Here is a 25,525-nt window from a genome sequence, read left to right as displayed (position 1 = left end):
TATTATAAATATCCGTTGACGATGTTTCTTAATTCTGCAAGCGACAATGCCCCACTTTTTCTCCAAAGCGACTGTCCTTTGCGGAATAACATAAGTGTTGGTACAGACTGAATATTATATTGACCAGCCGTTTTACTTTGTTTATCTACATCTATCTTTATGATACGAATGTTATCACCTAATACATCTTTCAGTTGTTCCAGAATGGGATGCATCATCTTGCAAGGTTGACACCATGTTGCGAAGAAATCCACCAAAACTAGTTTATCGCTTAATATTACGTCATTAAATGTTTCCATAATTTGTATTTTAAGTTTTACTATTTTATCCAAACCACATAATTATCTTTACGATGACTATGAGATCTCAATACATCTAGTGTTACATTACCAAGATTTACATAAATGAGTAACTTACTCATAAAGTTCAACTTGTTATTATGAGTACAAATATACTTAATTTCTCAATTTTATAATGAGTTGAGTCTGAAATTTTGTTTCACAATGACTATATTTAACTCTTTCATCAAATTATTAAAACTACTAATTTACTGCGACAACAGCACAAATTGTTGATTAAGATAGTAAACAAAATCAATGTATATAAATAGTAAATATTAGTTAATATAGAAATCATAAAGCCCTATAATATCACAGTTCCTACTTTTGGGTAACTATCTCACTTTTTGGTACCCTCTTGCAAACATCAGCATTATATTGTAACTTTGCCATGTCAAACAATAATATATAACAAATTTAAAAATACAATTATAATGAAGAATTTTAAGAAGACAACCGTTCAGATGGATGCAGCTCGCACAGAGCTCCATGAGTTATTAAACCTTTCCGGTGAAGAAATTTCAATAAACAATATGCCAGCTGGTGCACAAGTACCTTTCGCTCATAAGCATAAGCAAAACGAAGAAGTATACGGTGTTATATCAGGTAAAGGCTTTATGAATATTGATGGTGAGGATGTAATTTTAAATGCCGGTGATTGGATGCGCGTTGATCCTTCAGCAAAACGTCAGCTTCGTGCAGCCGATGATAGTGCCATTAGTTACATCTGCATTCAGACGAAGGCCGGTTCACTAGATGAGTTTACTGCTACTGATGGAGTGATCCTATAAATCTTTATTTTATAGAGAAATGATGATACTTCTGTTTTGTACGTCTTAATCAGAAAGAAAAATACTGAACAACAGACGTTTATCTTTATTAGGTGAAACTTTTAGTTTAATATACGTTTTATGCATTTTATGGAGTGACATGTTAAAAAACTTAAGGTGATATACATTATATTTTTACATATCATCTTAAGTTTTTTATCGCGTCACTCCATTGTTATGTAAGTATATATTATTAAATGCCCGTTGATTGATTTGAATTGTACAGTTTTTGGCTGCACAAATTCAGAAGGCAAGAACGACAGCTGTGTTATTATAACAATATTAGCTGTAACTCATTCTATTAGAATCACTATTCCAAAATAAGCCTATCAAGTCTTTCTTTCAGCAACTCTAAAAATTTGCACTGTAGTTTTTCACTTAAGAAAGAGTTATGAATCAAATTCTCGAACTTAGGCAGAAGCTTAACATATTTATTGATAAGACGCTCCACAATAATATCTTCTATATCTAGCCTTTCGGCACATTTAAAAAAATCTTCTTTCTTCAGTTTTTTCTTTCGCCCATTCAAAGTCAAAGCCAGCTCTTCGTCATCCTTAGTATTGATAATAGCTGCATTTAGCAAATCATAAGCTGGAGTTAAGCGAATACCATCACCTAGAGGCTCATAAAGCGAAAAGTTCTTCAAGTGCATATCGTTATTACCTGTCAGCCATGAGAACAATACTATTTCAAAGAAATTAGTGACATCCATCTTGGGAACAGAAGAATACTGAAGCACAGTTTTTCCTATGCGCTCATAACTACTTTTGTACTTATGTTCGGTCTGTCTCTCTGTGAGTTGACACATGTCTTCCATGGCCAACTTTTCACCATTAGGAGTTCGGTCAATGCGTCGCGTTAGGTAACAGAGCGAATCGTCAGCCATCCGCATCAGCGTATGAGGTACTACTTGAATCCGGGCCAACTCTGCCAGATGCATCGTTAGATCTTCTACTTCTGGCATTTGCTCATAGGTAGTTGTCTGTGGTTTACAAATATATCCTCCCCATAACCCTACTATAGTCAGTCGATTACTACCCTCATGCTCATTTAAGTTCAAAGACAATTTTGACTGAACACCAGTAAGAGATGTTTGGTCTTGTATCACCTGCTTTGCTAGTTCTTCTAAATGCTCAGTTGTATAATCCAAAGTTGGCATAAGATTGGTTCCGAAAAATTTTGCTATACAACCAGGATGCATATCTTTTTCGCCTTTATTAAGTGGCTTATAACAATACAAACATTTACACATGATTTTCCTCCTTTCCTTGAATAGCTTCAATGCTTACAGCTCCAATACAATCTTTGCAACAAACCAATAAGAGAGACATACGGTCTAGTATACTGATATCCATATTACGAGTGGCAATATCAAGCAGCCATCCTTCGGGTATCAATCCATCAAAGAATGGAAACAACACACGACTTTTAAATACCTGTTCCTGCAATGGTAATGTCAAGCTCACAGGCTTAGCATTTTCTGACGATAGATAGTCTGAAAGGTAACTGAATTCGTAACCTTCATCGTTTTCTGTCAACACTCCAGCTAACTGACTTTTATAATAAACATTGGCTTGTCTCATAGCTTTAAGGCTTTACTTTTGGAGTTGCTGTAACTTCATAGTTGAAAAAATCTAGCAACTGATTAACTTTGTCTAAACGCAACGATTCTTTGCCTTGCTCCAAGTCTCGAACAAAGCGCAAACCAACACCCGACTTCAACGACAGGTCTTCCTGTGTTAAGTTATACTGCTTTCGCAGTGATTTTACGATAGGTGATAAATTATTCATAACCTTATATTATATCATTTCGGGTACAAATATACTAATTATTTTCTAATTTATACCATTTAGGGTATATTTTATTCAAAAAACATAAAAATATACCCTAAATGATATATTATTAATGGCATTTACTCTTAATTTTAGTTGTTTGCTTATATCTATGGTTTACGCATATTCTGCTTTTTCTGAAAAATACCAAATTTAAGTTTGTAGTATTAAACATAAAATGTATATTTGCAAACGTTGTCAAAGATACTGACAACAACCCGAATCATAATTATGGCAAATTTAAAATATTAATTATGGACAAGAAAGCAGATATTGGTTTAATAGGACTTGCCGTGATGGGCGAGAACCTAGTATTGAATATGGAGAGCAAAGGCTTTGCTGTTGCTGTGTACAACCGTACTGTACCCGGTGTTGAAGAAGGTGTGGTAGAACGGTTTGTGAATGGACGTGGCAAAGGAAAGAATATCATAGGTTGTACAGAAATCAGTGATTTGGTAAAAAACCTCAATACTCCACGTAAAATTATGATGATGGTGCGTGCCGGGAATGCTGTAGACCAACTTATGGACCAGCTTTTCCCGTTGCTTTCACCCGGAGATATAATCATTGATGGTGGTAACTCCAATTATGAGGACAGCAACCGCCGTGTGATTGAGACAGAAAAACGTGGATTCAGATTTATTGGAACAGGCGTGAGTGGTGGAGAGTTCGGAGCCTTGCATGGGGCCTCTATCATGCCCGGAGGATCACAGTCGGCATGGACTGATGTGAAGCCGATATTGCAGCGGATTGCTGCTGTGGCTGAAGACAATACCCCCTGTTGCGACTGGGTTGGCCCGGGAGGATCGGGACATTTTGTAAAAATGATCCATAACGGTATAGAATATGGTGATATGCAACTCATCAGCGAGGCTTACTTCCTGCTGAAACATCTCAAGAAGATGGATAATGAAGCAATCGCCTCTGTTTTTGAACATTGGAACGAAGGACGGTTGCACAGTTATCTGATGGAAATATCTGCTCAGGTGCTACGTCACCAAGATAAGGACGGTGACTATCTGATTGATAAGATTCTGGATACTGCCGGACAGAAAGGAACAGGAAAGTGGTCGGTCATCAATGCGATGGAACTCGGCATGCCGCTGGGGCTGATTGCATCTGCAGTGTTCGAACGTAGTCTCTCTTCAGACAAGAGCCTGCGTGTGGAAGCGGCCAAACGTTTAGCGAAAGACCGTAAGGTAGATGCAGTGACCGATCTATCACTTGTCGATGATATCGAACAAGCACTCTATGCTTCAAAGTTAGTATCTTACGCTCAGGGATTTGCCGTGCTGCAAAAGGCGTCAGACATGTTCTCATGGAACCTCAACCTCGCTTCCATCGCACGAATGTGGCGTGCAGGCTGTATTATTCGTTCGGCCTTTCTGAATGATATCTCTGATGCATACCAAGCTTCAGAGAAACCTATGCATCTGCTCTTTGCACCAAAGTTCGCAGCAGATACGAAACAAGCCCTTAAAGGATGGAAAGAACTGGTCATCACAGCACTTCAGGCAGAGCTTCCTGTGCCGGCATTCAGTTCTGCTCTCAACTACTATCTGTCGCTCACCACAGCCAGCCTCCCTGCAAACATGATACAGGCACAACGTGACTTCTTTGGCGCGCATACCTTTGAACGCATTGATATGCCACGCGGAGAGTTCTTCCATGAGGACTGGACCGGCAAGGGCGGCAACACTCATTCAGGCAGTTATAATGTATAATCATATATCATATCTGAGTTATGATACCAAAGTCATTTTCATTCATCATATTCGGTGCTTCGGGTGATCTTGCCAAACGTAAACTCTTTCCGGCACTCTTTGATCTCTTCTCCGAGAAACGTTTACCCGAGAGATTTGAGATTGTTGGCATTGGACGTACTCCTTACAATGATTCTGAATATCGTAACTATCTGCTGGGACAATTGCCAAAGTACATCAAACCTGAAGCTTGGGACAATGAGCTGGTCAACTGCTTCATCTCACATATCCGCTACGAAACGATGGACCCCGCTAAGGAAGAGGGATTCTCTGTACTTGCAGAACATCTGAAAACTAGCAACAGCGAGAGTGTCATTTATTATCTGGCCACTCCCCCACTGCTTTATGGCGTGATCCCCCAGCATTTAAAGACCTTCGGACTCAATGGCGAAGGCACACGTATCATCGTTGAGAAACCTTTTGGATATGACCTGACGAGTGCCAAACAGTTGAACGAGATTTACAGAGACACCTTTCAGGAGCAACAGGTGTATCGCATTGACCATTTTCTGGGAAAGGAAACGGCACAGAATATTCTGGCTTTCCGTTTCGCAAACTCAATTTTCGAACCTATATGGAACCGTAACTACATTGATTATGTGGAAATTACATCGGTGGAAAATCTGGGCATTGAAAACCGTGGAGGATATTACGAGACAGCAGGCACGATGCGTGATATGGTACAGAACCATCTGGTACAGCTCCTTGCCCTGTGCGCAATGGAACCTCCGGTGAAGTTTGATGCCGACAGTTTCCGCAACGAGGTTGTAAAAGTGTATGATTCACTGGTGCCTCTGACAGAAGACTATATCCGTGATAATGTGATCCGCGGACAATATACAGCAGGAGGCAATCTGACCGGTTATCGGCAAGAGGCACATGTGGCACCCGACTCACGGATAGAGACTTTCTTTGCGATGAAGGCAGAGATAGACAACTGGCGATGGAGCGGTGTACCTTTCTTCTTCAGAGTGGGCAAGCAAATGCCTACCAAGGTGACAGAGATCGTTGTTCATTTTAAGAAAGTGCCCCATCTGCTTCTTGACAACATGCATGGTGCACATCCTCATGCCAACAAGCTTGTATTGCGTATTCAACCTAACGAAGGCATTGTGTTGCGATTCGATATGAAAATGCCCGGAACAGGGTTCCAGACGAAGCAGGTTGAAATGGATTTCGTTTATGATAGGCTCAGTGATGTGAAGACAGGTGATCCCTATGCCCGTCTTATCGAGGACTGTCTGCTGGACGATCCTACACTCTTTACACGGGATGATGCCGTGGAATCTTCATGGAAGTATTTCGATGCGATCCTTGATTACTGGAAAAAACATCCGGAGACACCCCTCTATGGTTATCCTGCAGGAACATGGGGACCATTGGAAAGTAATGCCCTGATAGAAAGCATAGACGGCAGTTGGACCAATCCTTGTAAAAATCTGACACATACTGATGAATACTGTGAACTTTAACCTTTCAAAACTCCCACGTCACGTATTCAGCTCTCCGTTGGAGGCAGCGCGCTCACTGATTGTACGTATGAACGGGCAAGCTTTGGCGAAGAGTGGTGACGATAAATATGATGTGGCACTTAGTGGCGGTTCCACGCCCGATGTGCTTTTCCGATTGTGGGCAAACGAGTACGCTCACACAACGCCATGGAATAAATTCCGGTTTTTCTGGGTAGATGAGCGTTGTGTCCCACCCACAGATGAAGCCAGCAATTATGGTCGTTTCAAGGTTCTTCTTTCCGACAGTGTACCGGATTTGAAAGAGGGAGAGAATGTATTCCGCATCATCGGTGAAGCCTCCCCGGAAACAGAAGCCTTGAGATATTCAGAATTGGTGACGTCACAGGTTCGGCAATTTGATTGCGTCATTCTCGGTATTGGCAATGACGGACATACCTCGTCCATATTCCCGGGACAGGAACACCTGCTTTCCGCCTTCCAACCGTATATACCTTCAGTACATCCCATAACAGGTGTCAAACGTGTGGCAATGACAGGAAAGCCGATGATGCATGCTAAACGAACCATTTTTATGGTAACGGGGAGCGGGAAAGCCAATATCATCAACCGTATCATCAATGATGGCTTCGACTGCCCTGCCCGTCGGGTAATGTTACAGGCTGATGCTCCTGAATTAATCGGCGATGATGCGGCTTTAGAAATAGTAAATATTAGTTAACGTAGATAATCATAAAGCCCGATAATATCGCATTTCCTACTTTTGGGTAACTATCTCACTTTTTGGTACCCTCTTGCAAACATCAGCATTATATTGTAACTTTGCCATATCAAAATAATGAAACATAACAAATTTAAAAATACAACTATAATGAAGAATTTTAAGAAGACAACCGTTCAGATGGATGCAGCTCGCACAGAGCTCCATGAGTTATTAAACCTTACCGGTGAAGAAATTTCAATAAACAATATGCCTGCCGGTGTACAAGTTCCTTTCGTTCATAAGCATAAACAAAACGAAGAAGTATACGGTGTTATATCAGGTAAAGGCATTATGAATATTGATGGTGAAGATGTAATTCTAAATGCTGGTGATTGGATGCGTGTAGATCCTTCAGCAAAGCGTCAGCTTCGTGCAGCCGATGATAGTGCCATCAGTTATATCTGTATTCAGACCAAGGCCGGTTCACTAGATGAGTTTACGGCTACTGATGGAGTGATCCTATAAATCTTTATTTTATAGAGAAATGATGATACGTCTGTTTTGCACGTCTTAATCAGAAAGAAAAATACTGAACAACAGACGTTTATCTTTATTAGGTGAAACTTTTAGTTTAATAGACCGTTTATACATTTTATGGAGTGACATGTTAAGAAACTTAAGGTGATATACATTATATGTTGACAGATTAGCTTATTTTTTATCATGTCACTCCATTGGTCTATAATTTTAATGCTTTATCCAATTCAGGCTTTGTACAATTCTGTTTATTTAATATACTCATCATCACGTACCAAGACCTTCTCTATCTTGCCTACATACATTGTATGAAAGTCACGGTTTGGATAACTTTCGTCTATCGTATTTTGATAGAGAAATCCACTTTCATGAAGTTCAGACTTATATAGTTTCTTACAAATAAGTACAAGCTTTGCTTCAGAAAAGTAAACAGTATCATTTGTGTATACAGGTGTAAGGTTTGCTTTTGAAATCTTGTTCTCATCACGGCCAGACACACTACCCAAATAGGCCATCTGTTTCTTGAAAGACTTGTCCATAACGCAAAGAGTGAAATATTCTTCATTGTCAACAAACTCTTTGGTATAACGTGATGGACGTATATAGATAACAGCCGTAGGATCATTGTGCCCCCATAGGCATCCGAGATGCCCCCAAGAGGCTGTCATTGTGTTACACCCCGACTGTTCGTTACCAGCAGTCACTAACATCCATTCACCGCCAATGAGGTTGAACGGATTGAACTTCATGTCCTTGTAATTAACCTCTTTCATATTATTGCTTTGTATTTATTAATCTACTACGTATTGTTCGGTTAGTTTTGACTTTTTCAAAATTAATCCATTTATTATGCTTGCAACAAAGATACTCACTTTTTATCCATTTACAAACATTTTATAAAAAAAGAATTTTATTTATTCCAATAATAACAGATCTACTATTGTATATTTCATTCATTTGCACTATATTTGCGACTAAAATTCGATGATTCGGTCTCACAATCATAATCATATAATGCACATGTAGGTGGTAGCGCCTATAATAAAAAGCAATGAAATTGAAGATCTTAGTTTGTTAACTTTATGTGAAGACAATAAAAAATGGGAAATAATAAAAATATTATAATATAAGATGAAAAGACTAAGCAATATAATAACAATTATAATAATGTTAGCTTCATCTATGCATATATGTGCGCAACAGATGATTAAAATGTCTGACGGTACAAAACTATATGTCGAAGTACGTGGAAGCGGCACTCCTTGCCTTTATCTACACGGCGGACCGGGTTCCGGATCTGAGTGGATGCAAAAACTGGGAGGCGATATTCTCGAGAAACATTTCAAGGTTATATATCTTGATCAACGAGGAGTTGGTCGCTCTGAGAGTCCACGTGATAGCGATTATACACTCTCCCGACAAATTAAAGATTTCGAAGAAGTAAGACAAGCCCTTGGCATTAATTCATGGCTCGTCTTAGGTCATTCTTTTGGCGGTATACTCACAATGGCATATTGGGAAGCCCATAAAGATAAGATTGATGGACTAATCTTCATGAATTGTACCCTCTGCATGGACGCAAGTTTCCGTGATAGTTGGCTGCCTAAGGCTATCGGCATAATAGGCAATAAAGCTAATAAAACAGCACTAGATCCCAATAGTAAAACGATAGACAGAATGATGGCCGTTTTCCCATTTTTGAATAACGCCAATAGATGGCAAATTTTTACGCCCCAGAAGAAATACAATGACACCGTTAACTCTGCTACTGATTACTATAAACATAATAGCGATGGCAGCAAAGTGATATTCATGGACGAATACTGGAGAGATTTTCGTCCACTAACATATATCGTAGATAAACCGGTGCTATTTTTCTATGGCAAGAAAGATTATGCTGTAGGACCTAACTTTTACAAAGGTGTTCATTTCCCCAAAATGCTCCTAGTGGGAGCTGATTGCGGACATTTTCCTTTCATAGAAGTACCCAATAAATTGAATAAGGCACTTGATGATTACACAAAAATGCTAAGCAAACAATCGCATTAAGGTAACATATCATCATCCGAAAAAAGAAAACATCAAATAATGAAACAACAAATAGAATTTTCACTGAAATCACAAAGTCGCGGTTTTCATCTTGTTACAGATGAAGTGCTGGCTCATCTTAACAAATTACCCAAAACAGGATTACTAAACTTATTCATCAAGCATACCAGTTGCGCGCTGTCTATATGCGAAAACTGGGACCCATCTGTACGTGGCGACATGGAAAGCATTTATAACCATCTTGTTCCTGAGAATCAGAACTATTATGAACATACCCTTGAAGGCTCAGACGACATGCCCGCTCACGCCAAAAGCATTATTACCGGCGTAAGCATCAACATCCCTATCACAAATGGGCATTTGAATCTCGGTACATGGCAGGGCATCTATCTATGCGAATTCCGCAATCATGGTGGCAGTCGTAATGTCGTTGCCACTATTATGGAATAAACTTAAATACGAGTAGGCAACAATTTATTAAGCTCTTGCGTCAATTGCTGAGTATTTCTGAATACAATGCCGGGCATCCCAACAGCTTTACATCCTTCTATGTTATCCGGTCTATCATCTATGAATACGCATTCATCGGCTTTTACATTAAACTTTTGTAGAAACGACATATAGATATCCTTATTGGGTTTCAATTGATGTACATCCTTCGAAATAATACTACCTTCGATGAGATTGAATATATCAAATTTTGCCATCACATCATATACACGACTCGACCAATTAGAAAGTCCCAAAAGTCTATATCCATCGGCTTTCAGCTTTAGCATCAAATCACGGATGCCCTCAGATTCACCGATAAAAATATCAGTATAATGCTTGTCAAATGCATCAAGTGCCTCGGTGTATTCAGGCCAAAGCCTCTTCTGCTGTTCAATATAATAGCTGGGTTCATGGAGCTCCATGTCAATATCATTATTAACCTTCTCTGGCAAAACATTCTGCATAAACCAAGCAACCTTCTCTTTGCTGCCTAATATCTTCGTAAAGAATGTCATAAAGTCGTGCTGTACTAGCACTCCGCCAAAATCAAAAACTATATTTTTTATCATAAGATTCTATTTTACTGCAAATATACTCTAAAGGATTGAGATACCAAAGAAAAACGAGCATCCTTTGATAAACTAATTAAGATAGTCGGGAACTGCTCTGTATAGCAATAAAAATGGGAGTCGAGCTCCTTTATTTTGCCCAACTCCCGTTTAGAGGTGCAGCGGTCATATTTCCGCTTGTTTTTACAAATCAACTGATGTTGAAATTTTCCATCTCGCCTTTCCAGTTCTTCATCGCGAGAGATCATCCTGAGAATCTTTACAGGATCATCTGACTTTGTACGTTTTGACTTCTTCATAATTAATCACTTTATCAAAGTTGCTGCAAAGATACTCTCTTTTTATGCATTTCCAAACATTTTATCGAAAAAGTGGTTAGCTGAGAATAAAAGAATTAAAGTTTATTGAATTAATATATTATTAAAACTTATAATCTGAAAGCCTTAGCTACCCCATCTTGCTCTGCTCTTGAAAGACCAAAACCATCTGCCATCTGTCGCCAATCAGAACATATATTCTTCACTTGCTGCACGATATTTTCGGCTTCATTATTATTTATTCCATAAAAAGATGCAGTATCTATTGCTAACTGATAATAAAGACTATTATCATCTTCACTAATATTCAACTTTAATCCTCTACCATCAGGATTGGGAGTTAAATCATAAGCCGGCGAAAGAGTCCAACCTTTTGATGTCAATATAAAACCATGATTACGCAAATGGTCATCACAATTAGAAACTGCAATATTGAAAACAATTCGTTTCCATAACTCTTTTAAATCATCGCTTGATTGTGGAGTCCCATAGCTCTGAATAAAGTCTGCCAATTCCAGGTAACTTACACCTGAGTTAGCATCATCGCCATCATTATATCCTAGCAACGTCATGGCAGATGCAAAATAAAGTCTTTTATCACGGCCTTGCCTGTCAAAACGTTTGGTCATAAATGTGTGATGATTGGATGAGAACTTCACTATATTGGTCTCAGGAACTTTCAATCCGAATTTTCGTGCCATCTCTGTAACGATATATTCCCATGCACCAACATCTATCGTATCATTTTTACTAGGAAATTTAGATATCCAAAGATTCCCTTCGGTGTCAATAACATTTGCTTTTGGACGAGCTCCACCCAATGAAGACCCAGGTGAATAAAGCATACGCACCCAATTAATATACTCGGCAGACTGTTCATCGTTCGTGTTTTCATAATTCAATGATGCTTGCTCCAATTCCCTTATAGAAGCAACAGGAGGTGTAGCCAGACAAATATCATCATCCATAAAATTGCCATTTGGTTCTTTTTTAAATCGCAATGCACCCATTCTGTTTCCATCATACACACCAAGCAGATAGTCAGATTCCTGCAATTTCTTAATACTATCACCATTTTCTTTAGCTCTTATTCTCTCGCGACGCTGCATTAACACTCTCCCCCATCTGTCCGGGCAAGAATCCAAAAACAGTCCGAAATTTCCTTTTCCTTCAGATGCGTATTGATTTCCAGAATATTGCTGTAGGTCCGGGTCTAGATAACTGAAGCTACAATTTGTCAACCATCCATTATCTGCACGGAAAGAAAATATCTGTTTTCCTCTAATAGTTTCAGCCTTTAATGTTCCCATCAGTAATGGACCATCAGTTAGTCCAAAAGCATCTATATATACATATATATTCATTTTGATATTTATTTCTATGAATTTCTCACACGTTTAGGTGTCACCAACTCTGCATCTTGCAATTTTCTACCTAACACATCATCTTTTGCAAGCATAAGGATATCGTTTGACAATCCAAGCGCAATTAGCACACGAAAATAATTGCCAAATGAAACAGATTCATCTCCTGCCTCTATATTTACAATCGTATTCCGCCCGAGAGATGTACGATCAGCCAGTTCTTGTGATGTAATATTCCGACGAAGACGAGCCAACTTTATTTGGTTCCCCATATCTGCCAACATCCTTTTATTTTTTGGTAATAACGGTCGTTTCATTGTTTTAATGTTTATTATTACGTGCAAATATATACATATTTGTTTAATATAGCAAACATTATAGCATAATATTTTTTTAAATACTATATTTTTAATACTAATATAGCTATATTCAATTTCGCATTTTATATATTCCCATGTCGGCAATACATATATTTTATACAAAAAGACTCTCAATTAATCGATTATGTTTTCATTTTTCAATCACTTATCTACTCTTTTCTCCCATTTTCTTATTACCTTTGCACCCGAATTTCAACAAAGAAGAAATAATAGACTTTGATTTTACTTTTTGAGACCGAGAGACCAAGAGACCAACAAGTAAAAATCAAGTTAATTTAGAATATGGCAAGCAGAATTAAAATAAAAACAACAGAAGGCGACATTATTGTTCGTCTATACGATGAAACCCCACTTCACCGTGACAATTTCATCAAATTGGCAAAAGAAGGATATTTTGATGGTACACTTTTCCATCGCGTAATCAAAGATTTTATGATTCAGGGAGGCGATCCCGACAGTAAAGGCGCTCCTGCAGGCAAAATGCTTGGTACGGGCGGACCCGATTATACCATTCCTGCCGAATTTGTATACCCGCAACTGTTCCACAAACGTGGGGCGTTGAGTGCTGCCCGCCTTGGCGATGAGGTCAATCCTGAGCGCGAAAGCAGTGGCAGTCAGTTCTATATTGTATGGGGAAAGACTTGCAAGCCACAAGAACTCAAGCAAATGGAACGTCAGATGGCTATGCAGCAGGAGCAGAACGTTTTCAATCAGATGGTGAAAGAATATAAATCTGAAATCATGGATTTACGTCGCAATCATGATCAGGCTGGATTGCAGGCTATGCAAGACCAACTTGAAGCTGATACCAAAAGTAAATGTAAGAGAATTGGACTTCCTAAATTTACTCCTGAGCAGATTGAGGCATATACTACCATTGGTGGCACTCCTTTTCTTGACAATCAGTACACTGTTTTTGGTGAGGTTGAAAGTGGACTTGATATCGTTGAAAAGATTCAGAACTGCAAGACCATGCGAGGCGATCGTCCAAATACAGACATCAGCATGACAGTTGAAATTATGTAAGTTACGCCGTTTTTCATAAACCAATACTTTAAAAGTTTCACGACCTCAAATATAACTTTTAGATCGTGATACTTTTATATTAAGGGCAACCCTAAATCCCATATTGCGTACGAACTGTTGCCGGCAGTTGGTTATTTTTATTCCGTAAAACCTTTGCCATTCATTTTCTCGGCATTGACAAACAACGCCATGCCTGTTTTCATCCTCTTAAAATTTTCCTTTTCATAAAACTTTTCTTTACCGGGAGAAGCATATAAGATAAAATTACAGTTTGGGATATCTTCAACGATAGTCCTGATTATTGTTTTGCCAATGCCCCTACCCTGATAACTTGGCAGCACGGCAACATCATATATGGCAGCTTGATATTCTCCATCAGATATAGCTCTACCAAAACCGATAAGATTATCTTCATCGAACACAAATACAACAGTATGACTATTATTAAATGCCCGTTGATGAATTTCAGCTGTATGATAGCCCATACCGACTTTTTGAAGTATGTCAACCACCAAGTCCCAATTTATATTGGTTGTATCAAGTTGTATTCTTAAATTCATAGTTCAATTATTTATATTATCAGATCGCAAATATATGAATATTTTTCCATTCTTTCCTCTTTTCTTGAAAAATCAATCTCAATGCGAATCAATAAAAGGAATGGTTAATAGTAGTTAATCTTATATTCACATAAGTCAGATAATATACCAAAGCTTACCTTTTGGTAACTATGCCACTACATGGTGCCTTGTTGCGAAAATCAAAATTTGTATGTATATTTGTCCCGATTTAAGAAAACAATAATAACAATAAAAATAGAAAGGAAACAAATTATGGCAAATGTAGTTTTAATAGGTGCAACCGGTTTTGTAGGTTCAGCCATTTTGAACGAGCTGGTAGAGCGTGGCCACAAAGTAACAGCTGTTGTTCGCAACACGTCAAGACTGCCAAAGAATGACAATATTACAGCCATTGAAGAGGATGTAGCCAATGTAGATGCCATTGCCAAGTTGTCTGAGGGCAAGGATGCTATCATATCTTCTTATAATCCGGGATGGATGAATCCGCAAATTACAGAACTCCTATACAGCAATTATCCTAAGATTCTTGAGGCAACCAAGAAAAGCGGTGTAAAAAGATTGCTTATTGTAGGCGGAGCCGGTACTCTATTTGTAAAACCAGGGGTTCGTTTGATTGATACCGGTGTTATTCCGGATGAAATCATGGGTGGTGTTCGTCCTCTCGCAGACTTCTATCTCAAAACATTGGTGAACGAGCATGATATCGATTGGGTATTCTTCTCTCCTGCCGGCACATTCGATAAGGAAGGTAAGAAAACGGGAAAATTCCGCCTTGGAAGCGACGATCTTGTTGTTGATGCTCAAGGCAATAGCCACATATCCGTCCAAGATTATGCAATAGCAATGGTTGATGAATTAGAGCAAGCTAAGCACCATAAAGAGCGATTTACTATTGGATACTAAACAACAGTCCTATTTATATATAATGCCTCAGTGAAATTTCACTGAGGCATTTTTGATTATGTTTTCATTTTCAATCACTTATCTACTTTTTGAGACCGTGAGACCGTGAGACCAAAAGACCATCAACTAATTTCGCACCATATTTCCTGTTTGGTTTTACGAGCATATTTGATAGCATCCTCTATCTTAAGCATCGCCTCTCTGCTGCGTAATACCATGCCACGAAGCGTGTTATAACCTACCAGTATGCATCCTTGCGTGTTATTTGGTACATTGCCTTGATGTATCATTATGCCTGCAAAGTTAGGCACATCCAACAGGTAGGGCATCTGCCTCTCAAATTTAGGTGAATATTCCATATCTACCCTATAACGACCTTCGGGGATGGCCGTCTTGCCTGCCACTTTCTTTTCTGTCTGCCATTTTATGCATTGGGGCTCCAACGTATCACACACCCGTCGACCGTTGATGCTGAGATGTCCTATAGTATATCCGGCTTTCTTAGCTATACGCTTTATTATTATTTCCATTATTATTTGATTTTGATGTTAAAGACCTTTATACAGTCCTCTAAAGAGCTTTTTACTCTCATTATAGTTGATTTCATCGCGGTGGGCGCTCGTTCTTTGATATCTTAAGTTTTCTGAACTTGTTATCGCCTGCGCTTTCTATCACACCGTTCTGCTTCCATCGCCATACCACTTGCTTCACCGGACTCTTATAACCGGCTTGCATCCTCAGTTCTACTAGTTCTTGGATGGTGAATTCATCAGGCAGCAAACTCAAAAGCGACTGATAGCAACTGCTGTTAGATGCGGCAGATGTGGCAGATTCGCCATCCAGCATTAGCCTATTCATATCTTCACCGAAGAGGTCGAGCTGCTGACTGAGCGCATAACTAGCTACCCATGTGGCCATCTCTACCGCTTCGTCGGTCTCCTTGTTGTCACAGAGCAGTACAGCCAAGAGTCCGGCTCGAAAACCGATTACAGCCGAACGGCGACGGAATATGTCTAACGCCGGATTCTCCTGCGTCTCCAGATACTCCAGCCTGCGAGCTTCCAACCAGTCCCAAATGGCTTGCTTCACACGGGGTATATCATATTCTACATTATCATACCTTTCTTCTGTTTCAGACGATGACTCATCCGGCCTTATAACCTCCTTGCCTATCTCCGACAGTCTATCTACCCACATCGTTACTTCCGCTTTTTCATCCTTAGTCAGACTGCCAAATATCGGCATCTGCGCACCTAGCATATCCGGCAACTGCGAAAAACATACACGGCTCACCAGTCCGCCTTCTACGTCATTGTAATATCGGTGTACAGCTATCGGTGTGCCACAGGTCAGCGTGTTGTAATACACCTTCACCATCGCGCTCCACGAGTTGTCGCTCATATAGTCCTGTCCGCATATTGAGTTGTCAAAAGCCTGTCGCATTATGTCGTCTTTCTGGCTCCACGCCCCACTCTTTCTACCTTTCGACAGCGTGTCTACCTCTTCCGCATAAGTAAAGAGATGTTCACCATCGGCACAGTCTAACCGCTTAAAAAGCATTGCGTTACTAACCGTTGCGGGCACAATCCTTATCTTTGCTCGTGGATCTTCGGGCTGTTTTTCAGAGTTTTTGCGGGCTTTCTTCTCTTCCATCCACTTGCGCTCTTTCAGGCGCTCCTCGTTGTCCTGCCGCTGAAGTCCTGCCAGTAGCATGTCTACAAGTGTACGTGTGCAGCTCTTTCCGCTGGCTTGTGGCGCCACGATGCAGGTTAAGAACGATAGCGAGTGCTGCATGCCGTCAAAGTATTTCGCTCTGGCGCGGGTGGCCAGTGTACCGAGTATCGGTAGCGAAGCCATCAACAGAACCGCATGATATTCTTCAGGATAGCTCTTGGTGAGTAGTTCGAACAGTCTGGGCAACTTACCCGGAACGGCTTGCGGTACAATCTTTTTGCGCATGCTCCGGCACGAACAACTGATCGTGTCGTCATTTGTGCCCAATTTGTCGGCCTGTGTTACATCCGTCTGCTGTGCCATCAAGAATCGGAGCGTCTTCTCCAGATGTGGAGGCATGGATGTACGGCGCACTGTGGATAGTGCCGACTGTACTGTTTGCTTCACCTCATCTTCGCTCATCCCCCAACGTGGCACCACTTGCATCAGCCGCGACATTGAGAAATCACATATGTAGCGCAGTTGCCTTACCATATTATATAGCGTAGTATTGCGCTCACCATCCGCAGGTTCGCCGTCAATGCCCTGCATCAGCAGCAGGCGTTCTATTATCATGCTGAAAGGGATACCCTTAAACTCTTCCACCACTTCGATAGATTCGGGCTTTTCTACAGATTCTGCAGTTTTTACGGTATCCTCAGAGTTACTCTCCTTACTGATTGTGGATGTGAGCAGTGCCGTCTCGTCCAGATAGAGTACATACGATTGTGGCACAGCGAACGATATCCTTGCCAAATCTTTGGTGCAACTATCAAAGCTGCTGATGCCCAACTGCTCTGCAAACCACTGTTGCGACTCGGCGATGGTCATGCCGTCAGGCCGTTTAAATACGTACCTCAATCCATGAGTGGAGGGTGTGACATGCGCCATCACCACTCCAAGAGACTTCAACTTTGCCTGAGATTCATTATATTCTGACTTCGGGTCGTCCAGATCGTCAATATCGAACATACACAGACCACTGGGCTCGGCATTCTTGTTACTCCTCTTGCCATCCTTAAAGTGAGCCTGAAAACAGAATGCAGGCAAACGCTTCTTCAGTCGGGCCACATCCTCCCACAGAGCCTTGGCCTCTTTCTCCAGTTCAGCCGATTCGGCAGGTTCGGTAGTGGCAGCAATACGCCTGTCAAGCGGTTCTATCTTTTCTTTAACTGTTTTGGATATCACATTGCATATTCGAGCCACTACTGGCGATTGCAATATCTCGTACAGCGATTTTTTATTGCAGGGTGTTGGCCTGCCGTTAAACTTACTTACTATATCAAACATAACACTCTTTCCTCATTATTTTAATTACTGCAATCTCAACATATAAGCATTGCCACGCATCCACTTTACCATATCCTCTACAGCATCATCGATGTTATCAGCCGTACGCAAACAGTCATCACAGTACCTCAGCACCATATCTATCTGATACCGCCCCATGCCCAGAGTCAGCTCCATCATCCGTCCGCAGTGCAGCAACTTACGCTTGCCCTCGTGGCGTGGCATCATAAAGTGCAGCGGTCTACCTATTGAGGGATGCTCCATACCACACATCACAAACCAGTCGGCAGCCTCGTGCATCTCCTTTTCAGCCCAGTCGGCAGCCCTCAGCATACCAAACTCGATAGGAAATCTGAATCGCAAAACGGTCTTACTGTCAGTTACATCCACCGTCGTCCAATAAGCCGCAAATACCGTCTTACAGGCATCCTTCACAACGGGAACAGTCATCATATTCTTATTCATTGTCATTTCTTCTGTTTTATTGATTTATACCCTGTCGATAATCTCCGCATCCGTCATTCAGTGTATCCCGGCAGCATCCTCGGCAGGCATCTGCGCGTACTTCACACCCACAGCCCTAAGTTCAGAAAACCAACGCCCCTCATGCTCACGACTCGACATAACCACACCTATCTCTACGATTTTGCCCCTCTGCATCGCCCAAGGTGTAAGATCACCAAACACCGTGAGAGCCAACGTTTGCGTATAAGCCTCAATGGTTTTAACGATAATCGTGCATTTTGTTACAGTCTGTCCGTCACGACCTTGAAAAGTTTCAGCAGGAGTCGCACCCGCAATCTTTGCTATCACTGTTATAACCATAATTTGTTTACGAATTTAAAATTTTTAAGCCTAAGCCTCATTATCTTGTTCTATCAAGGGCAATATGCCCGCATTCTTCAACTTATCATACAAGAACAACCGTCCCCGCTGCGTCCATCTCGTATACATTCTTGCCCCGGTAGAACCGTTATATCTCATATACACAGCCGTATTGCTCTGCACATATCCCTGCAGTTTGTATTTCGAGTACAGGATCCACTGCTCATTCTGCCTGAACTGCACCCCAATATCTCGCAACAGTTCGTTAAAAACCTTTGCACTGTAACCATAATCCTGAGCTATCTGTGTCACCGTCACCGTCGATGCAGACAACAGAATCTGCCTGCAATATTCAGCCATCGGTTTCATCACATTCATCTCCCCGGCCATCAGCAGTCTCTGCGCATCCGCCTCCAGGCGGGCCTGCCGTTCGCTCTTCAGAGCCGAGAGCAGCGATATGCCATAGTCGGGGTCGTTCATTATGCGCTCGATGGTATCACTACCGGCATATATCCCATGCCTGCGGATACAAGGCAGCACCTCCGACGTAATCCACACTCTGAACGCCCTGGCTTCCAACTTACGCGAATACAGAATGGCATCATAAAGCCCATTCTCGCTAACAAAGTTCAATGCATTTCTTCTGCCCCTCACATCTTTCACGATGTGTTTTGAAACAACAGCGTCGTCAAGACGTCTCTTTACCTGTGGCGCTCTCAGTTCAAGAACCTTGCACACATCCGACAGACAGAAAAGCGGTTCGCCGGTGTCATCATTCGTAGTACGAATCTGTCCGAATTCATCGTTATTAAAAATTGTAATCTCCTTCATACATATATTATTGAAGATTTACCCGAGGCTTGGAGCCGGCCGGTCATCCGCACCACTTTAGGTATCGTCGCGAAGACTTGCATCCCCTAGACAACACAAAGGTAAGGATACGAAAAACCCCTTGCAAGAAATGTCCTGCAAGGGGTAAGTTTGAGTGTAAGAGTATAACTTCAGGTATAACTTTGAGTATAATTTTGCTATACCTCCAAGCCTAGAAGCTCTATCAAGCGCCGAGCCACCTTGTACTGTCGCTCGAATACAGCACCGGCACCGTTAAACATATTTCGGTCCCATTTGCTAAACGGTTTGCCGAATATCCCATCAATCCTTTTCACGGTATACTCATTACATGGCACGCGAAAAGAGCCAAACCGATCCATCCGTCGGCAGAAATCGCGATATTCTGAATTCCAACCCAAGTAATCCACCAAAATGCGATACACAGCTATCCACTGACTTTGTTTAGAAAACAACCAATTGCCATTATCATCCATCTCGCCCATCAATTCCGTTATAGCTTCAGCCACATCCGTCTGTTCTTCACTATGAGACCTGGAGACCGCGAGACCCTCATCGTCAGCATCAGCCTTAGTTTCGGGATTATTATTAGACACTACGATATGTTGCTCCACATTACCATTTAGCGACCCAAAAAACATATTGATATAAGTATCCCTACCTTCTTTATTTTTATCCATCAGCGGGCATCAGTTTTAGTAATTTGGATATCCTGTTTAGCGTCACCATTTGCTGTTCCGTTAACATTCTTAATTACATTAAAAATTATATTATTATTATTTTGGATGAGCGTCTCCCCATTAACCTCAGAATCCATTTTATTTACATTTCCATCACAGTCCATATGATGACTATCTATATTTCCTTTCGTGCAGTAGATTAAATCAGAGAACAAACTAAAAAAATCATTACCCGCCCCAAAAGACCTATCTTTATTATTGTTCTTTACATATTGTCTCAACAGCTGAGATACCATATTATACATTATACTACTATGATACCTTTTGCATAGGTTCTTGATTTCATGCTCTTCCATCATCTTTCTTTTCACCATATTCTAACACATCTTTTAAAGGTTAATATATTTAAGATAATTCACTCTTCCAACATACCTCAATCAACTAGTGATGTAGGTATGTAGTTTCTCTTTCAAAAAAACGAAGTGCAAAATTAGTAAAAAATTCCTTAAATACAGAATAAAATTGTCATAAGTTATACAAAATCTTTAAGATTCGTATATTAAAAGTTGCCATAAGGTACACAAAGAGAAAGGAATACGTACTATTTATTTTTTCTTTGGCAATTTATAAATGCCATGCGATATGATGCATTAAGGCCTACTAAACGTAATTTTTCGTTATTGATATTTTGGTAGGATTGAAAAAATAATTACCTTTGGACATTAAACCAAGAAAAACAACCGTAAATTAAACTATTATATTAATGAATAGAATTGTTCTCGTCGGAAATGGCTTCGATTTAGCCCATAACCTTCCTACTAAGTATGAAGATTTTATAAATTGGTACTGGGGTGAAAGAATAAAAATGATGTATAATTGTCCCAATCAAATTATGAAAGATAATCTGTGTTCTTTAGAAATATTAAATTATACTGCGAATGATGCATTTGCTGCTTTTACTTTATCGAAAGCTTGTTCATTTAATTATACAAATTGGAATAATATATTAAAAATGATTATTAAGGATAAAAATGATTACAAAGTAATTTATTCTCCTTTATTCGGAGTTATTTGTAAGTCAATTGAAACAAGAGGATGGATTGATATTGAAAATGAGTATTATAATTTTTTACGATCTTTCCTAAATGAACATGAATACAGAGATCCATGTACACTTAATAATGAGTTAGATTATATAAAAACTATTTTGATTGAGTATCTAAAATATATACAAGATAAAGATATCAAAGAAGATATATTAAATCAGGATATTAAAACAAAAATTTTAGAGCCAATTAAATCTGATGACATATCTGTTGATGCAAAACAATCTTTTGATGACTTTGAAAAGAGACGGAATAAACTTAGTCTTGGTAATTTTTACCCACTATTAAGGAATTATTATGGTAAAGAATATAAAATAGACGCCGATAAACATTTGGTGTTTCAATTAAAGGAACGATTACTTCCCGATAGAATAATGCTTCTAAATTTTAATTATACAAAAACCGCCGATATGTATTTACCCCTAAATGATTGTTTCAAAGTAAATCATATACATGGAAATCTAGAGAATCCTAATAGTGTTATATTTGGCTACGGGGATGAATTAGACATAAATTACAAAGAACTTTCAAGACTTAATGATAATGAATATCTACGCAATATCAAATCTATAAAATACCTAGAATCAAGTAACTATCGTAATGTGCTATCCTTTATAGAATCAGAACCATACCAAATATACATTATGGGGCATTCGTGTGGCAACTCAGACAGAACATTACTAAACACACTTTTCGAACATAATAATTGTGTGTCAATCAAACCATTTTATTACAAGAGTTCTGACGGCAAAGATAATTATCTTGATATAGTTCAGAATATTAGCCGTAACTTCACCGACATGAAACTTATGAGAGACAGAGTGGTTAACAAAACATATTGTGAGCCACTTCCTCAAAACAAACAGATAAGCGTTCAAGAAGTTTAACCCAAATAAACTAAATCATTTAAATAAATTATATCTAACTTTGCAGGAAATAAAACGTCAACAACCAATATTTAGATGCTGACGCAAAATAAAGAATAACGAAACTATTATGGAAAAATGCAATGTAAAAGAAATTAAATGCTCAAGCGTTGAGGATTTTATAAAAAAAATGTCATATAATGGAGAGTTATATAAACTTATAACTGATCAGTTTATTTTTAGAGGAGAGTCTTCTGATCAACACAAACTCATCCCCAGCGCTTTACGTAAAGATAATCATGAACATCTTGTTGACTTGGTAAAAGAAAGTTGGCCAGAATTTACAATTGATAATAACAACTCAGAATATTTTCAAATCATTGCTGAATATATTAGTTTACATCAATTTTATGCAGATTCCGATTATAGAGGTTTATACGTACCTGAAATAAAAGATTTTAGAAACAAAATAATTGGGAACGTAGATATAATAGAAATACTAAAGCAATATTATTCTTGGATTCCTTCTGAGTATATAGATATTGCCGGTTTAGCACAACATTATGGCGTTTACACTCGACTATTAGACTGGTCTAGAGATATAAATGTTGCTATATATTTTGCTCTTTCAGGACTAGTGACTTTTGAAGAAAATCCTGTTTACCCTGAAAATATATTACTTTGGGCATTAAATACTTCCATATACGATGCTGTTGATAAAGAACGACCAGGATTAAGATTATGTACCCCACAATATGCTGGTAATCCAAATCTTTGTGCGCAAAAAGGGATCTTTACCTTAAACCAAGTTGAATGCTATTTTTATTACCTAGAATCAGAATCTTTAGAGCTTAACCAAAAATTCATTAATAATGATATGATTGTTAAACCCTTTGATGATTTTATAAAAGAACAAAAACCAATGGAGAATGGAGAACCGATCTTATATAGAATTTCTATTCCAACCCCAAAAGACGATGAATTATATAAATATTTATCTAATAAAGGTTACGATGCTTCATTGATTTTTCCAGGCTATAACGGAATCACAAAAAAAATAACTGAAACTATTTATTGGAACAATCAAAAACTAAAGAACGAACAAAAAACTATAGAAGAATAGACATTAAGGCAAAACATTTTACTTCAACAACATAATACTAACGAATACAATTATGAAGGAAATAACAGCAAACAATACAGAATCATTTCGTCCGTTTTATCCGGGTGAATTGATTAAAGATGAGTTGGAATATCGGAAAATACAACAGAAAGAATTCGCAAAGAAGTGTGGTCTTTCATATACCGCTTTCAATGAGGTTCTTAATGGTAAGCGCCCCCTATCCATTGAGTTAGTACTCACAATAGAAACGACATTAGGAATCAAAGCCGACATGCTCTTACGCATGCAGACTGAACATAATATGCAGATTTGTTAAATCAAACATTTCGTCTGACTTACAGTGATATGGCGCTTAAGGTTATAATAAATATAGTTATTATGGCGAGATAATTCACCATCATAACTATAATGTTTAACTCAAAACAGTATTAAAATCATAATTTTTCAAGAACTCCCATTTCTTTCAAAAGAAGAAGTCTGGATTCTATGAAGTTTAACATACTACCGTTTACCATATCAAGTAATGAATTTGGCAAATCCCAATTCCACCAACTACCAGTAGTACTTCTGTTTTTATCATATAGAGAGCTCCATCCATAAGGAAATTCACCATTTAAATTATCTTCATGTTCAGGCTTATCATTTTCAGGCCAATCTACATTACCAAGTTCTCCTTTCAAATTTTTGTCAGTTGTCGATAATCCATATAATACTCCTTCTGGTAGTTCATAAAAACCAATTGCAAAAACATATTTTTTCTGTTTACTACCCTCAAAAATTATCCATTTATTTTTTTCCAACTTAATTATTCCATCATCCCACATAACTTTAAGATTGTATTTTTCTCCAAGTTTTTTTAGATCTTCACAAAAATTTTGCCTAATACGAATAAAAATATTTTCTTTCTGATTTAAAATATCAAAAACGGTTTCAATATTATTTCGAGATAATAACGTTTTTAATAGTTCTTCATTATTTACATTATCCATAATTTCGCGTTTATTTTTTAAGTATGTTATATATTGTCTAATTGTTTCTCTTATAAGTGGGAATGTCGCCGATAATTGTACACAGTGCTCAAGCCAATTTATAATACTCGGATACCCGTCTCTAGGGTCATAACTTAAACGATAATAGTCATTGTTATTAAGTTTTTTACCAAGAGAATAATCTGAAGCTTCTTTTCCATCTGGCGTTAAATATATTAACACAAAATTAGTATATTCGTTATTGCCAAAATTATAATAGCGCAACAATTGATTTTCCTGATCTTTAGCAGAGCCACCATATCTATTAAATTTATTTTCAATTATGATGGCATTTTTATTATCATCATGCAAAAAAATGTCTATTTCCCCACCTATTGGATTTCCATCATCATCAACACCTATGTTACCTATAAAGTGGTCATTCAAATCTATATGACTATTTTTCACATCATATTTAAAATTCTCCTTCAATTGGCATACAACATCTTCAATAAAAGCTTTTAAGAAGGTTTCTTTTAGACCATGATTCCCTTTTGTATTTAAAAGCATTCTTAAAAAAGGAGTATGGAGTTGTTCTTCATGTCTAGTAAAGAATTCCAGTTCTTCAATAATATCAAAGTTTTCTCCACGTTTCAGCCTTTCTCCTTTTTGAATTTTATCTCTCTGAATAATAGTATTAACTTTATTCAAAAGATCTTGCAGCTTTTCTATTTCCATATATTCTTTGTTAATTATTATTTGACTTTTTTGACTCAATGGCAAAGGTAACAAATGTATCTGTATATTAGAATTCTCCCATCATATTTTGTTCTAAATAACAAAAAAAATACTAACTTGTTGGAAACATTGAGGATATAGCAGCTCTAATACCAAATGAATCGATAATAACATTAACGTATGGATAATTTTAAGAGGCAAAAGGAATTTAGA

The 25,525-nt window shown here is 38.6% G+C and carries 30 protein-coding genes; 12 read left to right on the top strand and 18 right to left on the bottom strand.

Annotated elements, in window-relative coordinates; all coding sequences use genetic code 11:
- Positions 1-2 precede the first annotated feature (2 nt).
- A complete protein-coding gene (gene trxA, locus XYLOR_RS03545) occupies positions 3-299 on the bottom strand; it encodes a thioredoxin (protein WP_036877022.1) in 297 nt (98 codons plus the stop codon).
- Between the two features lie 473 nt (positions 300-772).
- Between trxA and XYLOR_RS03540 the strand changes: the two genes are divergently transcribed.
- The gene (locus XYLOR_RS03540; RefSeq protein ID WP_036880623.1) at positions 773-1,129 is read left to right on the top strand and encodes a cupin domain-containing protein; all 357 of its coding nucleotides are present in this window, start codon (positions 773-775) and stop codon (positions 1,127-1,129) included.
- A gap of 349 nt (positions 1,130-1,478) precedes the next feature.
- Here the strand turns inward: XYLOR_RS03540 and XYLOR_RS03535 are convergent, their stop codons facing one another.
- From XYLOR_RS03535 to XYLOR_RS03525, 3 genes are read right to left on the bottom strand one after another with little or no spacing between them, the layout of a single operon-like run.
- Positions 1,479-2,420: a HipA domain-containing protein gene (locus tag XYLOR_RS03535; RefSeq protein ID WP_036877020.1), complete on the bottom strand. Its 942-nt coding sequence runs from the start codon at positions 2,418-2,420 to the stop codon at positions 1,479-1,481.
- Positions 2,413-2,751 carry a HipA N-terminal domain-containing protein gene (locus XYLOR_RS03530; protein WP_036877018.1) on the bottom strand — a complete coding sequence of 113 codons (339 nt, stop codon included), beginning with the start codon at positions 2,749-2,751 and terminating at the stop codon, positions 2,413-2,415. The genes XYLOR_RS03535 and XYLOR_RS03530 overlap by 8 nt, the downstream gene beginning before the upstream one ends.
- A gap of 4 nt (positions 2,752-2,755) precedes the next feature.
- A complete protein-coding gene (locus XYLOR_RS03525; RefSeq protein ID WP_036877016.1) occupies positions 2,756-2,959 on the bottom strand; it encodes a helix-turn-helix transcriptional regulator in 204 nt (67 codons plus the stop codon).
- 296 nt (positions 2,960-3,255) lie between these two features.
- Here XYLOR_RS03525 and gnd point away from each other — a divergent pair, with 296 nt between their 5' ends.
- The 4 genes from gnd (at position 3,256) to XYLOR_RS03505 (ending at position 7,461) form a co-directional block, all read left to right on the top strand.
- Positions 3,256-4,725, top strand: coding sequence for a decarboxylating NADP(+)-dependent phosphogluconate dehydrogenase (gnd, locus tag XYLOR_RS03520; RefSeq protein WP_036877013.1), 1,470 nt, complete (start codon positions 3,256-3,258; stop codon positions 4,723-4,725).
- 20 nt (positions 4,726-4,745) lie between these two features.
- Positions 4,746-6,236, top strand: coding sequence for a glucose-6-phosphate dehydrogenase (zwf, locus tag XYLOR_RS03515; protein WP_036877011.1), 1,491 nt, complete (start codon positions 4,746-4,748; stop codon positions 6,234-6,236).
- Positions 6,217-6,954 (top strand): 6-phosphogluconolactonase, encoded by a 738-nt coding sequence (locus tag XYLOR_RS03510; protein WP_051508845.1) that lies wholly within the window; start codon positions 6,217-6,219, stop codon positions 6,952-6,954. Before zwf ends, XYLOR_RS03510 begins: the two co-directional genes overlap by 20 nt.
- Before the next feature lie 150 nt (positions 6,955-7,104).
- On the top strand, positions 7,105-7,461 hold the full coding sequence (locus XYLOR_RS03505; RefSeq protein ID WP_036880618.1) for a cupin domain-containing protein: 357 nt from the start codon (positions 7,105-7,107) through the stop codon (positions 7,459-7,461).
- A gap of 260 nt (positions 7,462-7,721) precedes the next feature.
- Here XYLOR_RS03505 and XYLOR_RS03500 read toward each other — a convergent pair whose 3' ends face one another.
- On the bottom strand, positions 7,722-8,246 hold the full coding sequence (locus tag XYLOR_RS03500; protein WP_036877009.1) for a flavin reductase family protein: 525 nt from the start codon (positions 8,244-8,246) through the stop codon (positions 7,722-7,724).
- 358 nt (positions 8,247-8,604) lie between these two features.
- Between XYLOR_RS03500 and XYLOR_RS13255 the strand changes: the two genes are divergently transcribed.
- On the top strand, positions 8,605-9,522 hold the full coding sequence (locus tag XYLOR_RS13255; RefSeq protein WP_084608513.1) for an alpha/beta fold hydrolase: 918 nt from the start codon (positions 8,605-8,607) through the stop codon (positions 9,520-9,522).
- 39 nt (positions 9,523-9,561) lie between these two features.
- Positions 9,562-9,972 carry a secondary thiamine-phosphate synthase enzyme YjbQ gene (locus tag XYLOR_RS03490; RefSeq protein ID WP_036877007.1) on the top strand — a complete coding sequence of 137 codons (411 nt, stop codon included), beginning with the start codon at positions 9,562-9,564 and terminating at the stop codon, positions 9,970-9,972.
- A gap of 2 nt (positions 9,973-9,974) precedes the next feature.
- On the opposite strand, the gene XYLOR_RS03485 is transcribed toward XYLOR_RS03490, so the two are convergent.
- The 4 genes from XYLOR_RS03485 to XYLOR_RS03470 all read right to left on the bottom strand — a co-directional run bounded on the left by XYLOR_RS03485 (position 9,975) and on the right by XYLOR_RS03470 (position 12,581).
- Complete coding sequence (locus XYLOR_RS03485; RefSeq protein ID WP_036877004.1) at positions 9,975-10,583, bottom strand: HAD-IA family hydrolase; 609 nt, start codon at positions 10,581-10,583, stop codon at positions 9,975-9,977.
- A gap of 11 nt (positions 10,584-10,594) precedes the next feature.
- Positions 10,595-10,882: a hypothetical protein gene (locus tag XYLOR_RS03480; protein ID WP_036877002.1), complete on the bottom strand. Its 288-nt coding sequence runs from the start codon at positions 10,880-10,882 to the stop codon at positions 10,595-10,597.
- A gap of 128 nt (positions 10,883-11,010) precedes the next feature.
- Complete coding sequence (locus tag XYLOR_RS03475; protein WP_036877000.1) at positions 11,011-12,264, bottom strand: type II toxin-antitoxin system HipA family toxin; 1,254 nt, start codon at positions 12,262-12,264, stop codon at positions 11,011-11,013.
- A 14-nt stretch (positions 12,265-12,278) separates the two neighbouring features.
- Positions 12,279-12,581, bottom strand: coding sequence for a helix-turn-helix transcriptional regulator (locus XYLOR_RS03470; protein WP_036876998.1), 303 nt, complete (start codon positions 12,579-12,581; stop codon positions 12,279-12,281).
- 345 nt (positions 12,582-12,926) lie between these two features.
- Between XYLOR_RS03470 and XYLOR_RS03465 the strand changes: the two genes are divergently transcribed.
- Positions 12,927-13,670, top strand: a complete 744-nt coding sequence (locus XYLOR_RS03465; RefSeq protein WP_036876992.1) for a peptidylprolyl isomerase — start codon at positions 12,927-12,929, stop codon at positions 13,668-13,670.
- 137 nt (positions 13,671-13,807) lie between these two features.
- On the opposite strand, the gene XYLOR_RS03460 is transcribed toward XYLOR_RS03465, so the two are convergent.
- Positions 13,808-14,230, bottom strand: a complete 423-nt coding sequence (locus XYLOR_RS03460) for a GNAT family N-acetyltransferase (RefSeq protein WP_036876989.1) — start codon at positions 14,228-14,230, stop codon at positions 13,808-13,810.
- 273 nt (positions 14,231-14,503) lie between these two features.
- On the opposite strand from XYLOR_RS03460, the gene XYLOR_RS03455 reads away from it, so the two are divergent.
- On the top strand, positions 14,504-15,154 hold the full coding sequence (locus XYLOR_RS03455; RefSeq protein WP_036880616.1) for an NAD(P)-dependent oxidoreductase: 651 nt from the start codon (positions 14,504-14,506) through the stop codon (positions 15,152-15,154).
- 122 nt (positions 15,155-15,276) lie between these two features.
- On the opposite strand, the gene XYLOR_RS03450 is transcribed toward XYLOR_RS03455, so the two are convergent.
- The 7 genes from XYLOR_RS03450 to XYLOR_RS03420 form a co-directional block, all read right to left on the bottom strand.
- On the bottom strand, positions 15,277-15,684 hold the full coding sequence (locus tag XYLOR_RS03450) for a DUF5675 family protein (protein WP_036876986.1): 408 nt from the start codon (positions 15,682-15,684) through the stop codon (positions 15,277-15,279).
- Positions 15,685-15,757: 73 nt separating this feature from the next.
- Positions 15,758-18,157 carry a BT4734/BF3469 family protein gene (locus tag XYLOR_RS14220; protein WP_036876985.1) on the bottom strand — a complete coding sequence of 800 codons (2,400 nt, stop codon included), beginning with the start codon at positions 18,155-18,157 and terminating at the stop codon, positions 15,758-15,760.
- Positions 18,158-18,181: 24 nt separating this feature from the next.
- The gene (locus XYLOR_RS03440) at positions 18,182-18,622 is read right to left on the bottom strand and encodes a hypothetical protein (RefSeq protein ID WP_154655654.1); all 441 of its coding nucleotides are present in this window, start codon (positions 18,620-18,622) and stop codon (positions 18,182-18,184) included.
- Positions 18,623-18,679: 57 nt separating this feature from the next.
- Positions 18,680-18,982 (bottom strand): DUF3127 domain-containing protein, encoded by a 303-nt coding sequence (locus XYLOR_RS03435; protein WP_036876980.1) that lies wholly within the window; start codon positions 18,980-18,982, stop codon positions 18,680-18,682.
- A gap of 30 nt (positions 18,983-19,012) precedes the next feature.
- On the bottom strand, positions 19,013-19,813 hold the full coding sequence (locus XYLOR_RS03430; protein WP_036876978.1) for a phage antirepressor: 801 nt from the start codon (positions 19,811-19,813) through the stop codon (positions 19,013-19,015).
- 197 nt (positions 19,814-20,010) lie between these two features.
- Positions 20,011-20,472, bottom strand: a complete 462-nt coding sequence (locus tag XYLOR_RS03425) for a hypothetical protein (RefSeq protein WP_154655653.1) — start codon at positions 20,470-20,472, stop codon at positions 20,011-20,013.
- A gap of 38 nt (positions 20,473-20,510) precedes the next feature.
- A complete protein-coding gene (locus tag XYLOR_RS03420) occupies positions 20,511-20,885 on the bottom strand; it encodes a hypothetical protein (RefSeq protein WP_036876976.1) in 375 nt (124 codons plus the stop codon).
- Between the two features lie 389 nt (positions 20,886-21,274).
- On the opposite strand from XYLOR_RS03420, the gene XYLOR_RS13545 reads away from it, so the two are divergent.
- The 3 genes from XYLOR_RS13545 to XYLOR_RS03405 all read left to right on the top strand — a co-directional run bounded on the left by XYLOR_RS13545 (position 21,275) and on the right by XYLOR_RS03405 (position 23,922).
- A complete protein-coding gene (locus XYLOR_RS13545; RefSeq protein ID WP_036876973.1) occupies positions 21,275-22,504 on the top strand; it encodes an AbiH family protein in 1,230 nt (409 codons plus the stop codon).
- A 109-nt stretch (positions 22,505-22,613) separates the two neighbouring features.
- Entirely contained in the window at positions 22,614-23,606 is a 993-nt protein-coding gene (locus XYLOR_RS03410; RefSeq protein ID WP_036876972.1) for an FRG domain-containing protein, read from the top strand.
- A gap of 52 nt (positions 23,607-23,658) precedes the next feature.
- Positions 23,659-23,922 carry a HigA family addiction module antitoxin gene (locus XYLOR_RS03405; RefSeq protein WP_051508843.1) on the top strand — a complete coding sequence of 88 codons (264 nt, stop codon included), beginning with the start codon at positions 23,659-23,661 and terminating at the stop codon, positions 23,920-23,922.
- A 118-nt stretch (positions 23,923-24,040) separates the two neighbouring features.
- Here the strand turns inward: XYLOR_RS03405 and XYLOR_RS03400 are convergent, their stop codons facing one another.
- Positions 24,041-25,312: a PDDEXK-like family protein gene (locus XYLOR_RS03400; protein ID WP_154655652.1), complete on the bottom strand. Its 1,272-nt coding sequence runs from the start codon at positions 25,310-25,312 to the stop codon at positions 24,041-24,043.
- Positions 25,313-25,525: the final 213 nt, after the last annotated feature.

Origin of the sequence: Xylanibacter oryzae DSM 17970, from assembly GCF_000585355.1 — a bacterium.
Taxonomy (GTDB): Bacteria; Bacteroidota; Bacteroidia; order Bacteroidales; family Bacteroidaceae; genus Prevotella; species Prevotella oryzae.
Note: the sequence above shows the minus strand (reverse complement) of the source record. Positions and strands in the feature narration are given on the sequence as shown.

What these genes read in the sequence shown, in the direction of transcription:
- trxA (WP_036877022.1), bottom strand. Translation starts at nt 299, where the DNA reads ATGGAAACATTTAATGACGTAATATTAAGCGATAAACTAGTTTTGGTG.
- XYLOR_RS03540 (WP_036880623.1), top strand. Translation starts at nt 773, where the DNA reads ATGAAGAATTTTAAGAAGACAACCGTTCAGATGGATGCAGCTCGCACA.
- XYLOR_RS03535 (WP_036877020.1), bottom strand. Translation starts at nt 2,420, where the DNA reads ATGTGTAAATGTTTGTATTGTTATAAGCCACTTAATAAAGGCGAAAAA.
- XYLOR_RS03530 (WP_036877018.1), bottom strand. Translation starts at nt 2,751, where the DNA reads ATGAGACAAGCCAATGTTTATTATAAAAGTCAGTTAGCTGGAGTGTTG.
- XYLOR_RS03525 (WP_036877016.1), bottom strand. Translation starts at nt 2,959, where the DNA reads ATGAATAATTTATCACCTATCGTAAAATCACTGCGAAAGCAGTATAAC.
- gnd (WP_036877013.1), top strand. Translation starts at nt 3,256, where the DNA reads ATGGACAAGAAAGCAGATATTGGTTTAATAGGACTTGCCGTGATGGGC.
- zwf (WP_036877011.1), top strand. Translation starts at nt 4,746, where the DNA reads ATGATACCAAAGTCATTTTCATTCATCATATTCGGTGCTTCGGGTGAT.
- XYLOR_RS03510 (WP_051508845.1), top strand. Translation starts at nt 6,217, where the DNA reads ATGAATACTGTGAACTTTAACCTTTCAAAACTCCCACGTCACGTATTC.
- XYLOR_RS03505 (WP_036880618.1), top strand. Translation starts at nt 7,105, where the DNA reads ATGAAGAATTTTAAGAAGACAACCGTTCAGATGGATGCAGCTCGCACA.
- XYLOR_RS03500 (WP_036877009.1), bottom strand. Translation starts at nt 8,246, where the DNA reads ATGAAAGAGGTTAATTACAAGGACATGAAGTTCAATCCGTTCAACCTC.
- XYLOR_RS13255 (WP_084608513.1), top strand. Translation starts at nt 8,605, where the DNA reads ATGAAAAGACTAAGCAATATAATAACAATTATAATAATGTTAGCTTCA.
- XYLOR_RS03490 (WP_036877007.1), top strand. Translation starts at nt 9,562, where the DNA reads ATGAAACAACAAATAGAATTTTCACTGAAATCACAAAGTCGCGGTTTT.
- XYLOR_RS03485 (WP_036877004.1), bottom strand. Translation starts at nt 10,583, where the DNA reads ATGATAAAAAATATAGTTTTTGATTTTGGCGGAGTGCTAGTACAGCAC.
- XYLOR_RS03480 (WP_036877002.1), bottom strand. Translation starts at nt 10,882, where the DNA reads ATGAAGAAGTCAAAACGTACAAAGTCAGATGATCCTGTAAAGATTCTC.
- XYLOR_RS03475 (WP_036877000.1), bottom strand. Translation starts at nt 12,264, where the DNA reads ATGAATATATATGTATATATAGATGCTTTTGGACTAACTGATGGTCCA.
- XYLOR_RS03470 (WP_036876998.1), bottom strand. Translation starts at nt 12,581, where the DNA reads ATGAAACGACCGTTATTACCAAAAAATAAAAGGATGTTGGCAGATATG.
- XYLOR_RS03465 (WP_036876992.1), top strand. Translation starts at nt 12,927, where the DNA reads ATGGCAAGCAGAATTAAAATAAAAACAACAGAAGGCGACATTATTGTT.
- XYLOR_RS03460 (WP_036876989.1), bottom strand. Translation starts at nt 14,230, where the DNA reads ATGAATTTAAGAATACAACTTGATACAACCAATATAAATTGGGACTTG.
- XYLOR_RS03455 (WP_036880616.1), top strand. Translation starts at nt 14,504, where the DNA reads ATGGCAAATGTAGTTTTAATAGGTGCAACCGGTTTTGTAGGTTCAGCC.
- XYLOR_RS03450 (WP_036876986.1), bottom strand. Translation starts at nt 15,684, where the DNA reads ATGGAAATAATAATAAAGCGTATAGCTAAGAAAGCCGGATATACTATA.
- XYLOR_RS14220 (WP_036876985.1), bottom strand. Translation starts at nt 18,157, where the DNA reads ATGTTTGATATAGTAAGTAAGTTTAACGGCAGGCCAACACCCTGCAAT.
- XYLOR_RS03440 (WP_154655654.1), bottom strand. Translation starts at nt 18,622, where the DNA reads ATGAATAAGAATATGATGACTGTTCCCGTTGTGAAGGATGCCTGTAAG.
- XYLOR_RS03435 (WP_036876980.1), bottom strand. Translation starts at nt 18,982, where the DNA reads ATGGTTATAACAGTGATAGCAAAGATTGCGGGTGCGACTCCTGCTGAA.
- XYLOR_RS03430 (WP_036876978.1), bottom strand. Translation starts at nt 19,813, where the DNA reads ATGAAGGAGATTACAATTTTTAATAACGATGAATTCGGACAGATTCGT.
- XYLOR_RS03425 (WP_154655653.1), bottom strand. Translation starts at nt 20,472, where the DNA reads ATGTTTTTTGGGTCGCTAAATGGTAATGTGGAGCAACATATCGTAGTG.
- XYLOR_RS03420 (WP_036876976.1), bottom strand. Translation starts at nt 20,885, where the DNA reads ATGGTGAAAAGAAAGATGATGGAAGAGCATGAAATCAAGAACCTATGC.
- XYLOR_RS13545 (WP_036876973.1), top strand. Translation starts at nt 21,275, where the DNA reads ATGAATAGAATTGTTCTCGTCGGAAATGGCTTCGATTTAGCCCATAAC.
- XYLOR_RS03410 (WP_036876972.1), top strand. Translation starts at nt 22,614, where the DNA reads ATGGAAAAATGCAATGTAAAAGAAATTAAATGCTCAAGCGTTGAGGAT.
- XYLOR_RS03405 (WP_051508843.1), top strand. Translation starts at nt 23,659, where the DNA reads ATGAAGGAAATAACAGCAAACAATACAGAATCATTTCGTCCGTTTTAT.
- XYLOR_RS03400 (WP_154655652.1), bottom strand. Translation starts at nt 25,312, where the DNA reads ATGGAAATAGAAAAGCTGCAAGATCTTTTGAATAAAGTTAATACTATT.